Origin of the sequence: Serratia nematodiphila DZ0503SBS1 (assembly GCF_000738675.1) — a bacterium.
Classification (GTDB): Bacteria; Pseudomonadota; Gammaproteobacteria; order Enterobacterales; family Enterobacteriaceae; genus Serratia; species Serratia nematodiphila.
Genome location: NZ_JPUX01000001.1, coordinates 3,350,672 through 3,366,167, shown reverse-complemented (window position 1 = coordinate 3,366,167; position 15,496 = coordinate 3,350,672). Strand labels below are relative to the sequence as shown.

At 61.0% G+C, this 15,496-nt stretch carries 13 protein-coding genes; 7 read left to right on the top strand and 6 right to left on the bottom strand.

Translation table 11 applies throughout. The features are described 5' to 3' along the window. Positions 1-15: 15 nt before the first annotated feature. Positions 16-870, bottom strand: coding sequence for a LysR family transcriptional regulator (locus JL05_RS15580; protein WP_015378022.1), 855 nt, complete (start codon positions 868-870; stop codon positions 16-18). Between the two features lie 99 nt (positions 871-969). On the opposite strand from JL05_RS15580, the gene gloA reads away from it, so the two are divergent. Both gloA and JL05_RS15570 read left to right on the top strand, forming a co-directional pair. After that, a complete protein-coding gene (gene gloA, locus JL05_RS15575) occupies positions 970-1,497 on the top strand; it encodes a lactoylglutathione lyase (RefSeq protein ID WP_004930603.1) in 528 nt (175 codons plus the stop codon). A gap of 186 nt (positions 1,498-1,683) precedes the next feature. Continuing rightward, positions 1,684-3,618: an exoribonuclease II gene (locus JL05_RS15570; RefSeq protein ID WP_033632918.1), complete on the top strand. Its 1,935-nt coding sequence runs from the start codon at positions 1,684-1,686 to the stop codon at positions 3,616-3,618. 74 nt (positions 3,619-3,692) lie between these two features. Here the strand turns inward: JL05_RS15570 and JL05_RS15565 are convergent, their stop codons facing one another. Together JL05_RS15565 and JL05_RS15560 are read right to left on the bottom strand one after the other, a co-directional pair. Beyond that, the gene (locus JL05_RS15565) at positions 3,693-4,982 is read right to left on the bottom strand and encodes an MFS transporter (protein ID WP_373365532.1); all 1,290 of its coding nucleotides are present in this window, start codon (positions 4,980-4,982) and stop codon (positions 3,693-3,695) included. 51 nt (positions 4,983-5,033) lie between these two features. Further along, positions 5,034-6,197 (bottom strand): M20 aminoacylase family protein, encoded by a 1,164-nt coding sequence (locus JL05_RS15560; protein WP_033632915.1) that lies wholly within the window; start codon positions 6,195-6,197, stop codon positions 5,034-5,036. Between the two features lie 385 nt (positions 6,198-6,582). On the opposite strand from JL05_RS15560, the gene JL05_RS15555 reads away from it, so the two are divergent. Continuing rightward, complete coding sequence (locus JL05_RS15555; RefSeq protein WP_033632914.1) at positions 6,583-8,649, top strand: carbon starvation CstA family protein; 2,067 nt, start codon at positions 6,583-6,585, stop codon at positions 8,647-8,649. A gap of 48 nt (positions 8,650-8,697) precedes the next feature. Here JL05_RS15555 and fsa read toward each other — a convergent pair whose 3' ends face one another. Next, on the bottom strand, positions 8,698-9,363 hold the full coding sequence (fsa, locus tag JL05_RS15550) for a fructose-6-phosphate aldolase (RefSeq protein WP_015378028.1): 666 nt from the start codon (positions 9,361-9,363) through the stop codon (positions 8,698-8,700). Between the two features lie 149 nt (positions 9,364-9,512). On the opposite strand from fsa, the gene JL05_RS15545 reads away from it, so the two are divergent. From JL05_RS15545 to osmB, 4 genes are all read left to right on the top strand, one after another. Beyond that, positions 9,513-10,412, top strand: a complete 900-nt coding sequence (locus JL05_RS15545; protein WP_033632913.1) for a glycyl-radical enzyme activating protein — start codon at positions 9,513-9,515, stop codon at positions 10,410-10,412. A gap of 4 nt (positions 10,413-10,416) precedes the next feature. Continuing rightward, positions 10,417-12,849, top strand: a complete 2,433-nt coding sequence (locus JL05_RS15540; protein ID WP_033632912.1) for a formate C-acetyltransferase/glycerol dehydratase family glycyl radical enzyme — start codon at positions 10,417-10,419, stop codon at positions 12,847-12,849. Positions 12,850-12,899: 50 nt separating this feature from the next. Then, positions 12,900-13,646 (top strand): DeoR/GlpR family DNA-binding transcription regulator, encoded by a 747-nt coding sequence (locus JL05_RS15535; RefSeq protein WP_004930631.1) that lies wholly within the window; start codon positions 12,900-12,902, stop codon positions 13,644-13,646. A gap of 271 nt (positions 13,647-13,917) precedes the next feature. Next, positions 13,918-14,136: an osmotically-inducible lipoprotein OsmB gene (gene osmB, locus JL05_RS15530; RefSeq protein ID WP_004930634.1), complete on the top strand. Its 219-nt coding sequence runs from the start codon at positions 13,918-13,920 to the stop codon at positions 14,134-14,136. A gap of 188 nt (positions 14,137-14,324) precedes the next feature. Here the strand turns inward: osmB and yciH are convergent, their stop codons facing one another. Both yciH and pyrF read right to left on the bottom strand, forming a co-directional pair. After that, the gene (gene yciH / locus JL05_RS15525) at positions 14,325-14,651 is read right to left on the bottom strand and encodes a stress response translation initiation inhibitor YciH (RefSeq protein WP_033632911.1); all 327 of its coding nucleotides are present in this window, start codon (positions 14,649-14,651) and stop codon (positions 14,325-14,327) included. A gap of 10 nt (positions 14,652-14,661) precedes the next feature. Continuing rightward, a complete protein-coding gene (gene pyrF, locus JL05_RS15520) occupies positions 14,662-15,390 on the bottom strand; it encodes an orotidine-5'-phosphate decarboxylase (RefSeq protein ID WP_004930640.1) in 729 nt (242 codons plus the stop codon). Positions 15,391-15,496: the final 106 nt, after the last annotated feature.

Below are 15,496 nucleotides of genomic sequence, written 5' to 3'. Positions count from 1 at the left end.
AAACGCGCGCCCGGTTCACGCCGGGCGCGCCAATATTTCCAGGATAGTCTGCAATTCCTCGGACAGCTGATGCCGCCGCCAGACGAAATAGAGATCGCTCACGCCCTCCTCGCCCATTTCCACCACCTTCAGCCCCGGCGCCGGCAAGATCAGCGGCAGCAACGAACCCGGCACGCAGGCGACGCCGCAGCCGGCCTGCACGCAGGCCGCCATCGCGGCATAAGATTCCATTTCCAGCGTCATGCGAGGTTTCAGCCCGCGCGAGGCCAGCCAGTGATCGACCTTCAGCCGGAACGAGCACTCGCGGCTGAACGTGTAAAACTCCAGCGGCGCCAGCGTAGCGGCGTCGGGCTGCCCGACATCCGCCGGCATCAGCAGCACCAGCCGTTCGTCAAACGCCTTTTGGCTGGCCAGCAGCGGATGCTCAATTGGGCCGTCGGTGATCGCCAGATCGAGATCGCTGTCGATCAACATGCGTTCCAGCACCAGCGAGTCGCGGCTCAGCACGTTGATGTGCAAATGAGGCTGTAAACGGCGCAGCCGGGCAATGCGCGCCGGCAAGTGACTGACCAGCGAAAAATCCAGCGCGCCGAGGTTTAACAGCCCATGCTGTTGCTCGCCGGCGAACAGCTGCTTGCTGCGCTCGGCCTGCGCCACGATGTCGCGCGCCTGCTGATAGAACAGCCGTCCTTTGGGATTCACGTACAGCCGGTTCTTGTCGCGGAAAAACAGCTCGCCGCCCAGCGACTCCTCCAGCTCGCGCAGCCGCAGCGTGACGTTGGAAGGCACGCAGTGCAGCTCGCGGGCGGCGGCGGCAATGGTTTTGTGTTCCACCACGGTGCAGAAAAACTTCAGCTGACTCAGCTTCATTTATCATTCACTTTTAGTTAGTGTTTTAGTTAAAAACAATCACTTTAGATTAGCATCGATTTCATCTACAGTCTGCCGACACCCTGAGGAGGATCTCTGATGCCACTGAATGACCTACTGACGCTGCCCGGCGTGGCGGCCCAACCGGACGCGGTAACCGACGGTTACGTGTTCAACCACACCATGATCCGCGTGAAAGACCTGACCAAGGCGCTGGATTTCTATACCCGCGTACTGGGCTTTACCCCGGTCTATCTGGAAACGTTCGAAGAAGCCGCTTTCACCATCTGCTACCTGACGCGCAGCCCGCGCGAGCAGATCCCGCAGGATGACGACGAACGCAAACGCTGGGCGCTGAGCCAACCGGGCATTCTCGAACTGACCCATAACCACGGCACCGAAAATCAGGCGGATTTCCACTACCACAACGGCAACGGCGAGCCGCGCGGCTTTGGCCACCTGTGCGTCACGGTGCCGGACGTGCGCGCCGCCTGTGAGCGTTTTGAGCGCCTGGGCGTCACCTTCCAGAAACGCCTGCATGAAGGCCGCATGAACTACGTGGCGTTCATTCGCGATCCGGACGATTACTGGATTGAAATCCTGCAGCCGACGCCGCTGCAGGACTGATTGCCCCCCTCCTTCACCCCGGCCCTCGCGCCGGGGTTTTTCATCTATCGCACTTCGATTGACCATTCTTGCGCAAAATCGCGCGGCAACGCGGGGTTCCGTGACGTTAGGCTTGCTCGCAGCGGGTGATTCGCGTAAAACTGTCAGCCGCAAATCTTGCCACTCACAACCCATTCACTGGACGATATGTTTCAAGATAACCCGCTGCTGGCGCAGCTTAAACAGCAACTTCACTCTCAGACCCCGCGCGTTGAAGGCGTCGTGAAAGGGACTGAGAAAGGCTTTGGCTTTCTTGAAGTAGACGGTCAAAAAAGTTACTTCATTCCACCGCCGTACATGAAGAAAGTCATGCACGGGGATCGCATTATCGCCACCCTGCACACCGAGAAAGAGCGCGAAATCGCCGAGCCGGAAACCCTGGTCGAGCCGTTCCTGTCGCGCTTTGTCGGCCGCGTGCAAAAGCGCGACGATCGTCTGTCCATCGTGCCCGATCATCCGTTGCTGAAAGAGGCGATTCCGTGCCGCCCGGTGCGTGAATTGACCCACAACTTCCAGGCTGGCGACTGGGCGGTGGCGGAAATGCGCCGCCATCCGCTGAAAGGCGATCGCGGCTTCAACGCCGATCTGACCCAGTTTATCACCAACGGTGAAGACCATTTCGCCCCGTGGTGGGTGACGCTGGCGCGTCACAACCTGGAAAAAGAGGCGCCGGAGATGCAGGCCCTCAGCGAGCCGAACGCGGCGCTGGTGCGTGAAGATCTGACCGCGCTCGAATTCGTCACCATCGACAGCGCCAGCACCGAGGACATGGACGATGCGCTGTACGTGACCGACAACGCTGACGGTTCGCTGCAGTTGACCATCGCCATCGCCGATCCGACCGCCTACGTCGAGCAAGGCAGCAAGCTGGACGATATCGCCCGCGTGCGCGCCTTCACCAACTACCTGCCGGGCTTTAACATCCCGATGCTGCCGCGCGATCTGTCGGACAACCTGTGCTCGCTGCGCCCTAATGAGCGCCGCCAGGTGCTGGCCTGCCGCGTAACCATCGCCGCCGACGGCGCGCTGGGCGACGATATTCAGTTCTTCGCCGCCGAGATCGAATCCAAAGCCAAACTGGTGTACGACGAAGTTTCCGACTGGCTGGAAGGCATTGCCGGCTGGCAGCCGCCGAGCGACGCCATCGCACAACAGATCACCCTGCTGAAACGCGTTTGCGACGCGCGCAACGCCTGGCGTCACCAGCATGCGCTGGTATTCAAAGATCGCCCGGACTACCGCTTCGTGCTGGGTGAAAAAGGCGACGTGCTGGAGATCGTCACCGAGCAGCGCCGCAGCGCCAACCGCATCGTTGAAGAGTGCATGATCGCCGCCAACGTCTGCGCCGCCATCGTGCTGCGCGATCGCCTGGGCTTCGGCGTGTACAACGTGCACACCGGTTTCGATCCTGCGCTGGTTGAGCAAGCGGTCACCGTATTGCAGGCTAACGGCGTGGAAGCCGAAGCCGAAAAACTGCTGACCCTTGAGGGCTTCTGCGAACTGCGCCGCCATCTGGATGCGCAGCCGACTCAGTTCCTTGACAGTCGTATCCGTCGCTTCCAAACCTTCGCGGAGATCAGCACCACGCCGGGGCCGCACTTCGGTCTGGGGCTGGAGGCTTACGCCACCTGGACATCGCCGATCCGTAAATACGGCGACATGGTCAACCATCGCCTGCTGAAGGCAATCATCAACCAGCAATCGGCCGAAAAACCGCAGGATGACGTAACGGTGCAGCTGGCGGAACGCCGCCGCCTGAACCGCATGGCGGAACGCGACGTCGGCGACTGGCTGTACGCCCGCTTCCTGCAGGACAAGGCCGGTACCGATACCCGCTTCAACGCCGAGATTATCGACGTGACACGCGGCGGCCTGCGTGTGCGCCTGCTGAACAACGGCGCGGTTGCCTTCATCCCGGCGCCGTTTATTCACGCGGTGCGTGACGAGATGCAGTGCAGCCAGGAAACCGGCACCGTGCAGATCAAAGGTGAAGTGGTTTACCGCCAGAGCGACACCTTGCAGGTCACCATCGCTGAAGTGCGCATGGAAACCCGCAGCGTAATCGCCCGCCCTGCGGCCTGAACGCCAACCTGAAGCGGCCGCAACGCAAAACGCCGACGGTGAGAACCGCCGGCGTTTTTATCGCCCCGCGTCTGCTAGCGCAGCGGATCGCCGCCGGTTTCACGCAACAGCGGCAGCGCGGCCAGCGAGATCAGCGTTGCCAACATCAGATAGCCGGCGGGCGCCAGCAGCGAACCGCTGAGCGCGATCGACTGTGAAGCGATGTATTGGGCAAAGCCGCCGAAAATTGCGACGCCAAGGCTATAAACCAACGCAAACCCCAACGCGCGTACCCGCTGCGGAAACAGCTCGGAAATCACCAACAGCGTGGGAACAGACCCCAACGTCGTTAGCCCAACCATCAGCGTAACCACGCTCAGCAACACCGCCGGATGCGGCGCCACCGTCAGCAGCCAGAAAACCGGCAACGCCAGCAGCAAAATGGCGATCCGCGCCCAGCGGATCAGCGGCAGACGGCCATAGCGATCGCACCAGCCCCCTACCAGCAAACTGCCGCCGAAAGTGATGATCCCGGCCAGCAGCATCGCGGCATAACCGTAAGTCTGCGCCATGCCCAGATACTTCACCGCAAAGGTACCGAGATAATACATAGAAATGTACGTGGCAACCGTGGCGCCGATGGTCAACATCACGCCGAGCACCACCGCACGCGAGTGCCGGCGCAGCTGCACAGGCGGCTCCTGAGTGCGCGGCATCGGCGGACGGTCGCTTTCCAGCCCGAGGCGCAGCCAGCAACCGAGCGGAGCAAGCGCCACGCCGATAAAGAAAGGAATGCGCCAGCCCCATTCAGCCATCGCGTTCGGTTCGCCCGAAAGCAGCGGCAGCGCGGCGCTCAACCCCAGCGCTGTCACACCGCCAATCACGCTGGCGATGCCCTGCGTCGCCAGTGACCAGCTGGAATAGAAGCCGCGCCGATTGGGCGGCGCCGACTCCACCAGCAACGACATCGACGCCCCCACCTCTCCGCCCGCCGCCACCCCCTGGATAAGGCGCGCCACCACCAGCGTGATGGTTCCCCAATAGCCGGCGCTGGCGTAGGTCGGCGCAAAGCCGATCATCGCCGTACCCAGGCTCATCAGTGAAATCGTCAGGATCATCGCCGGTTTGCGGCCGCGGCGATCGGCATAGGCGCCGATCAAAATACCGCCCAGAGGCCGCATAATAAAACTGACGCCGAACGTGGCGAACGCCAGTAGCAACGCCAGATTAGGATCGCTCGACGGCGGAAAGAACAGCACACTGATATAAATGACGAAGAAGTTATAAATGCCGAAGTCGAAAAATTCCAGCGCATTACCGAAGGAGGCGGCAAATATCACTTTCTTGCCGCCCGTCTTCGACGGCGCGTTTATTTCTGATTGCATCACCGCCGTATTTTCACTCATTATTATCTTCCCTGTTATTATTTTTCTGACTTATTTTAAATACGCTTCCGCCAGCGCGCCCCAATAATGGCTGCCCGCCGCCAGGCATTCATCGTTAAAGTCGTATCCCGGGTTATGCACCATACAGCTTCCTTCACCGTCGCCATTGCCGATCAGCAGATAGCAGCCTCGCGGCTGCGCCTCAAGCATGAAGGTGAAATCTTCGCTGCCCATCAGCGGCTTAGCGCCGTAGTGCGCGCGCGCGGCGCCAAACTGCTGCTGCGCCACCTGATGCGCGAAGCGCGTCATAGCCTCATCGTTAACCAATACCGGAGCGCCGTTGATGTGGTTCACGATTGCCGTGGCGCCGAAGCTTTGCGCCTGCGCCTGAATCAGCGCAGGAATGCGCGTTAACAGCGTTGTTCGCCATTCGCGCCCCAGCGATCGCACGCTGAGCTTCATTTCCGCACTATCAGGGATCACATTAGCCGCCTCACCGACTTTAATGCTGCCGACGGTGATCACCGCCGCTTCAAGCGGATTGGTATTGCGCGATACGATGCTCTGCAGCGCAATGACAATGTGCGACGCCACCAGCACCGGATCGACGGTCAAATGCGGCATGGCGCCGTGGCCGCCACGCCCCTGTATCGTGACCACAATCTGATCCGAAGAAGCCATAAAGGGACCGTGCTGGAAAAAGAACTCGCCGGCGGGTAACCCAGGCATATTGTGCATGGCGAAAATGGCGTCGCAGGGGAAGCGTTCGAACAGCCCCTGTTCCACCATGCGCGCACCGCCATCCAGCGTCTCTTCCGCCGGCTGGAAAATCACATGCAATGTGCCGTTGAAATTGCGCGTTTGCGCCAGGTAACGCGCAGCGCCAAGCAACATGGTGGTATGCCCGTCGTGGCCGCAGCCATGCATGCGGTTGGCTACGCTGCTGCTCCAGGGTTTGCCGTTGTTTTCCTCTAGCGGCAAGGCGTCCATATCGGCGCGCAGCCCGAGGCTTTTCACGCCGTCACCCACCCGCAGCGTCCCCACCACACCAGTGCCCGCCAATCCGCGGTGCACCTCATAGCCCCACGAACTCAAATAGTCCGCCACCAAATCGCTGGTACGAAACTCCTCGAAGCCAAGCTCCGGGTGCTGGTGAATATCATGACGAATCGCCGTGAGCTGCGGTAAATACCCTTCAATAACTTTATTTATCATAATTAAATCCCTTTTCTTTCCCTATTATTTATTTAATGAATGAATAAACATGCGGATGAAAATAAAGGTATAACACGATGCGCGCCATTTTATTTCGGCACACCTCTACAGATGAAATAATAAGCCGACAAACGCCGCACCCAGATAAAAAACGGCGATGATTCGCTGCATGCGCAGTAAAAGTGCAGAATGAAAATCTGTTCGGAAATGCGTGGGCGGCAGCCTGCGCCAACGGCGTTTCATCGCCTTGTTTTTACACCAAAACCCCACCTGCTTCACATTTCTCATCCGACCTGCCGCGGTTCAGCGGCAAAACTTCTACTGTTAAAACGTCATCCCTAATAACAACGTCAATTTCTACCTCTGTACGCCAAGGAGTTGTTTCATGAAAAACATCAGGTCCGGACTTATCTGGCTGCTGGTGGCGTTGGTCGGCGCTTTCGCCTTCGCCATGCTGGCGCTCAGCCGCGGCGAACACGTCAACGCCGTCTGGCTGGTGGTCGCCGCCGTCGCCTGCTACAGCATCGCCTACCGCTTCTACAGCCGGTTCATCGCCGACAAGGTCTTTGAACTGGATGACCGCCGTCTAACCCCGGCCGAACGCCATAATGACGGCCTGGACTACGTGCCCACCAACAAATGGGTGCTGTTCGGCCACCACTTCGCCGCCATCGCCGGCGCCGGGCCGCTGGTGGGGCCGATCCTGGCCGCACAAATGGGATTCCTGCCGGGGACCATCTGGATCCTGGTCGGCGTCATGCTGGCCGGCGCGGTGCAGGACTTCCTGGTGTTGTTCATCTCCACCCGCCGCGACGGGCGTTCACTGGGGGAAATGGCTAAACAGGAACTGGGGGCGTTCGCCGGGGTGATTACCATGCTCGGCGCGCTGGGGGTGATGATCATCATCCTGTCGGCGCTGGCGCTGGTGGTGGTGAAGGCGCTGGCCGACAGCCCGTGGGGGCTGTTCACCATCGCCGCCACCATCCCGATCGCGCTGTTCATGGGCGTCTACATGCGTTTTATTCGTCCAGGTAAGATCGCTGAAATCTCGGTAATCGGCTTCGTGCTGATGCTGCTGGCGATCATTTACGGCGGCAACGTGGCGCAAGATCCCTACTGGGGGCCGTTCTTCACGCTGCACGGCACCACCCTGACCTGGGTGCTGGTGATCTACGGCTTCGTCGCCTCGGTGCTGCCGGTGTGGCTACTGCTGGCGCCGCGCGACTACCTTTCGACCTTTATGAAGATCGGCGTCATCATCGGTCTGGCCATCGGCATCGTCTTCGCCATGCCGGAGATGAAAATGCCGGCGGTTTCGCGCTTTATCGACGGCAGCGGCCCGGTGTTCGCCGGCGCCCTGTTCCCATTCCTGTTCATCACCATCGCCTGCGGCGCCATTTCCGGCTTCCACGCGCTGGTTTCCAGCGGCACCACGCCCAAACTGGTGGAGCGCGAAAGCCACATTCGCTTTATCGGTTACGGCGCCATGCTGATGGAGTCTTTCGTCGCCATCATGGCGCTGATCTGCGCCTCGGTGCTGGATCCGGGCGTTTACTTCGCCATGAACTCGCCGGCGGCGCTAATCGGCACCACGGTGGAAAATGCTTCGCAGGTGATTAACAGCTGGGGCTTTATCGTCACACCGGAAACGCTGGCGCTGATCGCCAAAGAGGTGGGTGAGAATTCGATACTGTCGCGCGCCGGCGGCGCCCCGACCTTCGCCGTGGGCATGGCGCACATCATCAGTGAGGTGTTCAACAGCCGGGCGATGATGGCGTTCTGGTACCACTTCGCCATTCTGTTCGAAGCGCTGTTCATCCTGACCGCCGTCGACGCCGGTACCCGCGCCTGCCGCTTTATGGTGCAGGATCTGGTGGGCGTGGCGGTGCCGCAGCTGGCCAACAACCGCTCCTGGTTCGGCAACCTGGCGGGCACCACGGTGGCGGTGGCCGGCTGGGGCTTCTTCGTGTATCAGGGGGTGGTCGATCCGCTCGGCGGCATCAATACCCTGTGGCCGCTGTTCGGCATCGGCAACCAGATGCTGGCGTCGATGGCGCTGATCCTCGGCACCGTGGTGCTGTTCAAGATGAAAAAGCAGCGCTACGCCTGGGTCACCATTCTGCCGACCGCCTGGCTGTTCGTGACCTCCATGACCGCCGGCTGGCAGAAGATCTTCCATGAGAAACCGAGCATCGGTTTCCTGGCGCAGGCGAAGAAATTCTCTACCGGCATCGAGCAAGGCACGATCATTGCGCCGGCCAAGTCGCTGAAGGACATGGAGACCATCGTGTTCAGCAACCAGATCAACGCCGCGCTGTGCGGATTCTTTATGCTGGTGGCGGTGACCATGCTGATCGCCGCCTTCTTCGCGATCCGCAGGGCGCTGCGTTCCGAACAACCGACGGCGCACGAGGTCAGCGCCGCGCTTAGGGAAGAGGCCGGCCGCAGCTAAACGAACCGAGCATCAAGCAAGGGCGCCGCGGCGCCCTTTTTACTGGCTTTAGCCTAACAGCGTCGAGCCGAACGCACCCTGCCAATCCTGTTCGAATTTCTCGACCGCGGCCTGCACAGCCGGCGCGTTCAGGAACTGCTCCGCGACGTCCACCGGCAGGGTGATGGCCTGACAGCCCGCGAGCAGGCACTCCAGCGCCTGGCGCGGCGTTTTGAAGCTGGCGGCCAGCACCTGCGCCGACGGCGCATGCAGGCTCAACAGCTGCTGCAGCTCGTGCACCATTTCGATGCCGTCGCCGCCCTGCGCGTCCACGCGGTTGACGTAAGGCGCCACATATTCCGCACCGGCCAATGCCGCCAACAGCCCTTGCCCGGCGCCGTATACCGCCGTGCCCAGCGTCGGGATGGACATCGTTTTGAGTTTCTTGATCGCCGCCAACCCTTCGGCGGTTGCCGGGATCTTGACCACCAACCCCGGTACCCGCTGGCTGAGCAGCGCCGCCTCCGCCACCATACGTTCCGCATCGGCCGCCATCACCTGCGCAAACAGCTTGCCGGTGCCGCCGAGGGCGTCGCGCAGCGCGGGCAGCACTTCCCAGATCGGCTTGCCTTCCTTCGCCACGATGCTCGGGTTGGTGGTGACGCCGTGCAGCGGCAGAATGCGCGCCAGGCGTTTTACCGCGGTCACATCGGCGGTATCGAGATAAAGCTCCATCACGGACTCCTGTGTCATGTTCTCTGGGCGGATTCAAACTCTGATCATCATAGGGCAAAAAAACCGCCAACCTTTGATCAAAATCAATTCAACTTTCATTCGAAACACCTTTAATGGCGAAAGATTCAGCAATGCCAAACGGGTGACTCATGTTCTTCAATCTGCAGCGCTACTCGACCCATGACGGCCCCGGCATCCGCAGCGTGGTCTTTTTAAAAGGCTGCCCGCTGAGCTGCCGCTGGTGTCAGAACCCGGAAAGCCGTTCGCGCCACGCAGACCTGCTGTTTGACGAGCGTCTGTGCCTGAGCGGCTGCACGCTGTGCGCCGCGCGCTGTCCGCAAGGGCTGCAGCGCACCGACGGGCCGCTGACGCTGCAACGCGAGCTGATTAGCGCAGACGATTATGCCGCCCTGGCCGCCACCTGCCCGACCGGCGCGCTCAGCCTGTGCGGCAGCCCGGTCAACCCCGACGATATCATGGCCGAGGTGATGCGGGATAAGCCTTTCTACCTGCGCAGCGGCGGCGGTTTAACGCTGTCCGGCGGCGAGCCCTTTATGCAGCCGGAGATCGCGGCGGAACTGCTGCGGCGCGGCCGCGAGGCCGGCATCCACACCGCCGTCGAGTCCTGTCTGCACGTGCCGTGGCGTTACATCGCGCCTTCATTGCCGTGGCTGGATCTGCTGCTGGCCGATCTCAAACACACCGACGAAGCGCGCTTCAGAGCCTGGACCGGCGGCTCCGCCCGCCGGGTGATGAACAATTTCCGCCGGCTGGCGGCGCACGGCGTGCCAATGACCGTGCGCGTGCCGCTGATCCCCGATTTCAACGCCGATCGCCGCTCTGTCCGCGCGATCGTCGACTTCACCGCCGACGAGATCGGCGTGTCGGAGATCCACTTTCTGCCGTACCACACGCTGGGCATCAACAAGTACCACCTGCTCGGCGAGCCCTACCGTGCCGCCCGCACGCCGCTGGACGCGCCCGCTCTGCTGGCCTTCGCCGAAGACTATGCCGGCGCCAAAGGCCTGACCGCCATTTTGCGAGGATAACGCCATGACCACGTTGGATTTGACCACCCTCAGCGCCCGCATTCAGGCGCACAAGAACGCGCTGATTCACATCGTCAAACCGCCGGTGTGCACCGAACGCGCGCAGCACTATACCGAAGCCTATCAACAGCATCAGGACAGGCCGCTGCCGGTGCGCCGCGCGCTGGCGCTGGCCAACCACCTGGCGAAACGCAGCATCTGGATCGCCAACGACGAGTTGATCGTCGGCAACCAGGCCAGCGAACTGCGCGCCGCGCCGATCTTCCCCGAATACACCGTCGGCTGGATAGAAAACGAAATAGACCAGTTGGCCGACCGGCCGGGCGCCGGTTTTTCGGTCAGCGAAGAGAACAAGGCAATTTTGCATCGTCTGTGTCCCTGGTGGCGCGGCCAAACGGTGCAGGATCGCTGCTACGGCATGTTCACCGACGAGCAAAAGGCGCTGCTGGCTACCGGCATCATCAAGGCCGAGGGCAACATGACCTCCGGCGATGCTCACCTGGCGGTCAACTTCCCGCTGTTGCTGGAGCTAGGTCTCGACGGCCTGCGTGAAAAAGTGAACGCGCGCCGCAGCCGCCTGCGCCTGACCGTGTGGGAAGATCTGCACAAAGCGCAGTTTCTCAACGCTATCGACATCATGCTGGCGGCGCTGAGCGAACACATCCTGCGCTTCGCCCGCCTGGCGCGCGACATGGCGCAAAACGAACCGCGCACTGGCCGGCGCACCGAGCTGCTGGCCATCGCGGATAACTGTGAACAGATCGCCCATCGCCCGCCGCACACCTTCTGGCAGGCGCTGCAGCTGTGCTATTTCATCCAGCTGACGTTGCAGATCGAATCCAACGGCCATTCGGTTTCCTTCGGCCGCCTCGATCAATACCTCTATCCCTGGTATCGGCGTGACGTGGAGCTGGAGCAAAAGCTGGCGCGGGAAGACGCCATCGAGCTGTTGCACAGCTGCTGGCTAAAGCTGCTGGAGGTCAACAAGATCCGCTCCGGCTCGCATTCCAAGGCTTCCGCCGGCAGCCCGCTGTACCAGAACGTCACCATCGGCGGACAGAAGCTGGTCGACGGCCGGCCGTGCGATGCGGTCAACCCGCTGTCCTACGCCATTCTCGAGTCCTGCGGCCGCCTGCGCTCCACTCAGCCCAACCTCAGCGTGCGTTACCATGCCGGGATGAGCGCCGACTTCCTCGACGCCTGCGTGCAGGTGATCCGCTGCGGTTTCGGCATGCCGGCATTCAACAACGACGAAATCGTCATTCCCGAATTCATCAAACTGGGGGTTGAGCCGCAAGACGCCTACGACTACGCCGCCATCGGCTGCATCGAGACCGCCGTCGGCGGCAAATGGGGCTATCGCTGCACCGGCATGAGCTTCATCAACTTCGCCCGCGTGCTGCTGGCGGCGCTGGAACAGGGCCGCGACGCGACCTCCGGGCAGATCTTCCTGCCGCAGGAACAGGCGCTATCCAAAGGAAACTTCGCCGATTTCGAGCAGGTCTTAGCCGCCTGGGATCGGCAAATCCGCTACTACACGCGCAAGTCGATCGAGATCGAATGCGTGGTGGACAGCGTGCTGGAAGAGAATGCCCACGATATCCTCTGTTCCGCGCTGGTGGATGACTGCATCGAACGCGGTAAAAGCATCAAGCAAGGCGGCGCCAAATACGATTGGGTTTCCGGCCTGCAGGTCGGCATCGCCAACCTGGGCAACAGCCTCGCGGCGGTGCGCAAACTGGTGTTTGACCAGGGGGCGATCGGCCAGCAGCAGTTGGCGACGGCGCTGGCCGAAGACTTCGCCGGGCTGGATGGCGAGCAGTTGCGCCAGCGGCTGCTCAACGCCGCGCCCAAATACGGCAACGACGTGGACGAGGTCGATCGGCTGCTGGTGCGCGCCTACCAAACCTATATCGAAGAACTGAAGCAGTATCGCAACACCCGCTTCGGCCGCGGGCCGATCGGCGGCGGTTACTACGCCGGCACGTCGTCGATCTCGGCCAACGTGCCCTTCGGCGCCGCCACTCTGGCCACGCCCGATGGGCGTAAGGCGCACACGCCACTGGCGGAAGGCGCCAGTCCGGCGTCCGGTACCGATCACCTGGGGCCAACGGCGGTGTTCAATTCGCTCGTCAAGTTGCCGACCGAGGCGATCCTCGGCGGCGTGCTGCTCAATCAAAAGCTGAACCCGGCGACGCTGGACAACCCGCGCGACCGGGAAAAGCTGATGCTGATGTTGCGCACCTTCTTCGAGAGCTACCGCGGCTGGCATGTGCAGTACAACATCGTGTCGCGCGAAACGCTGCTGGCGGCGAAGCAACACCCTGACCAATATCGTGATTTAGTGGTTCGCGTAGCTGGCTATTCCGCCTTCTTTACCGCATTATCCCCTGAGGCGCAGGATGATATCATTGCGCGCACAGAACATACTCTTTAAACCTTTGACTCTTAGCGGCCGCGCCTTGGCGGCCGCATCATCAGGCCGATATGAATTTACGACAACAGACCATATTGCAGTTGGTTAACGATCGCCGGCGGATCAGCGTCAATGAGCTGGCGCGCGCCTCGGGCGTCTCGGAAGTCACCATCCGGCAGGATCTCAACCTGCTGGAAAAGCGCAGTTATCTGAAGCGGGTGCACGGTTCCGCCGTGGCGTTGGAGAGCGACGACGTCGACGCCCGCATGATGTCCAATTTCACCCTCAAGCAGAGACTGGCGCAATACGCCGCCGCGCAGGTCAACGACGGCGAGACGATCTTTATCGAGAGCGGCAGCGCCAACGCCCTGCTGGCGCGCTACATCGCCGAACGCAAGCGCATTACGCTGATCACCGTCAGCCACTACATCGCCAACCTGCTGAAAGAAACCGACTGCGACGTGATTGTGCTGGGCGGCATGTACCAGAAGAAAAGCGAGACCGTGGTCGGCCCGCTGACGCGGCTGTGCATTCAGCAGGTGCATTTCAATAAGGCGTTTATCGGCATTGACGGCTTTCAGGCCGAAACCGGCTTTACCGGCCGCGACATGATGCGCGCCGATGTGGTCAGCGCGGTACTGGCCAAGGGCGTGGAGAATATCGTGCTGACGGACTCCAGCAAATTCGGCCAGATCCAGCCCAATCCGCTGGCGCAGCCGGGGCAGATCAGCCGGGTGATCACCGATTCGCGTTTGGCGCTGGAGTATCAGCATCAGCTGAAACGCCAGGGCGTACAGGTGGAATTGGTCAACGAATAACGCAGACCACCGCCGCACCGCGCGGGCCACGCCGCGCGTCTTTCCCCTTGCACCGCAGGATTTTAAGACTATTTACCTGTTTATCCTTCCCGAGAAACCTATACTCAGTTTCGGCGACTTTTGGGCCGTAACCTGCTAATTATTCGGCCGTTAACAAAAAATGCCATTTTTTATATCGATACCGCATGGGAATCAACAGCAGGCCTGATTTATGGTTAACGCCTATACTTATAGGGCACTTCCATATAGCCAATGCTAAGGAGAAGTCATTATGATGATTATCAATAAACGTTTCGCCACCGCCGCTCTGGCTCTGACTCTGGCGTTTTCACTGAGCGCCTGTTCCAACATGTCCAAACGCGATCGCAACACCGCTATCGGCGCCGGCGCCGGTGCAGTCGGCGGCGCAGTGCTGACCAACGGCAGCGCGTTGGGCACGCTGGGTGGGGCTGCGGTGGGCGGCATTATCGGTCACCAGGTAGGTAAATAACCTGACCGAGAGCCCTACGCCGACAGGCGGGCAAAAGCGCCTTGGCGCTTTGACGTATTAACCAATAACGATGATTTCAGGTCTGTTTTACGTTAAGTCTATAGTTCTTTCGCCGTTAACGGGTTAACCCCCGGCAGCAACAACCTCTAGCCATGCCGCAGCATTGCACCGCGGCATGGCGATTCACCTCAACCGCCCGCCAGTTTGACCTTCATGCCTTTGGCTTCCAGCAACTGTTTGAGCAGCTCGCGTTTATCGCCCTGGATCTCGATGACTCCCTCTTTCACCGAGCCGCCGCAGCCGCATTTCTTTTTCAGCTCGGCCGCCAGTTTGTCGAGCGCGGCATCATCCAGATCGACGCCGGTAATCAGGCACACGCCCTTCCCCTTGCGGCCGCTGGTCTGGCGCTGGATGCGCACGATGCCATCGCCCTTGGCGCGTTGCGGTTTAACCTCTTCCTGCCTGATGCGGCCGGTGTCCGTGGAATACACCAGACGGCTGTTATCGTCATTCATCATCGCTTCCTCAGGCCAAAGAGGCGCGGATCGCGCGCAGCGTCGCGGCCGGATCGGCAGATTGGGTGATCGGACGCCCAATCACCATATAGTCCACGCCGGCGGCCTGCGCCTGCACCGGCGTCATGATACGGCGCTGATCGCCCGCCGCGCTGCCTTCAGGGCGGATCCCCGGCGTAACCAGTTGGAAAGCCTGCCCGCAGGCCGCCTTAAGCCGCTGCGCTTCGTGTGCCGAACACACCACGCCGTCCAGCCCGCAGTCGCGGGTCAGGCGCGCCAGGCGCTCGGCGTGCTCCGCCGGGCTGGCCTCGATGCCGATGCCGCGCAGGTCTTCCGCTTCCATGCTGGTCAGCACGGTTACGGCGATCAACAGCGGCGCATCCGTCCCGAATGACGCCAGCGCTTCTTTAGCGGCAGTCATCATGCGCGCGCCGCCGCTGGCGTGGACGTTAACCATCCAAACGCCCAGTTCGGCCGCCGCCGCTACCGCATGCGCAGTGGTATTGGGAATATCGTGGAATTTCAGGTCGAGAAACACGTCGAAACCGCGCCCATGCAGATCGCGCACCAGCTGCGGCCCAAACAGCGTGAACATTTCTTTGCCCACTTTCAGCCGGCAGTCTTGCGGATCGATACGGTCGGCGAACGCCAGCGCAGCGTTCTTATCGGCGTAATCTAACGCCACAACGATTGGAGATGATTTTAAGTCATTGTTATTAGCGTTATTTTCAGACTTCATTTCTTCTACCTTTTGTAAAATGGAGATAATCAGGGACACACCCGCGAAACTGACCGCCGCATTCTACATGTCGGGGGCCCGAAATCCCAGCCGCAGCGCGCACCTA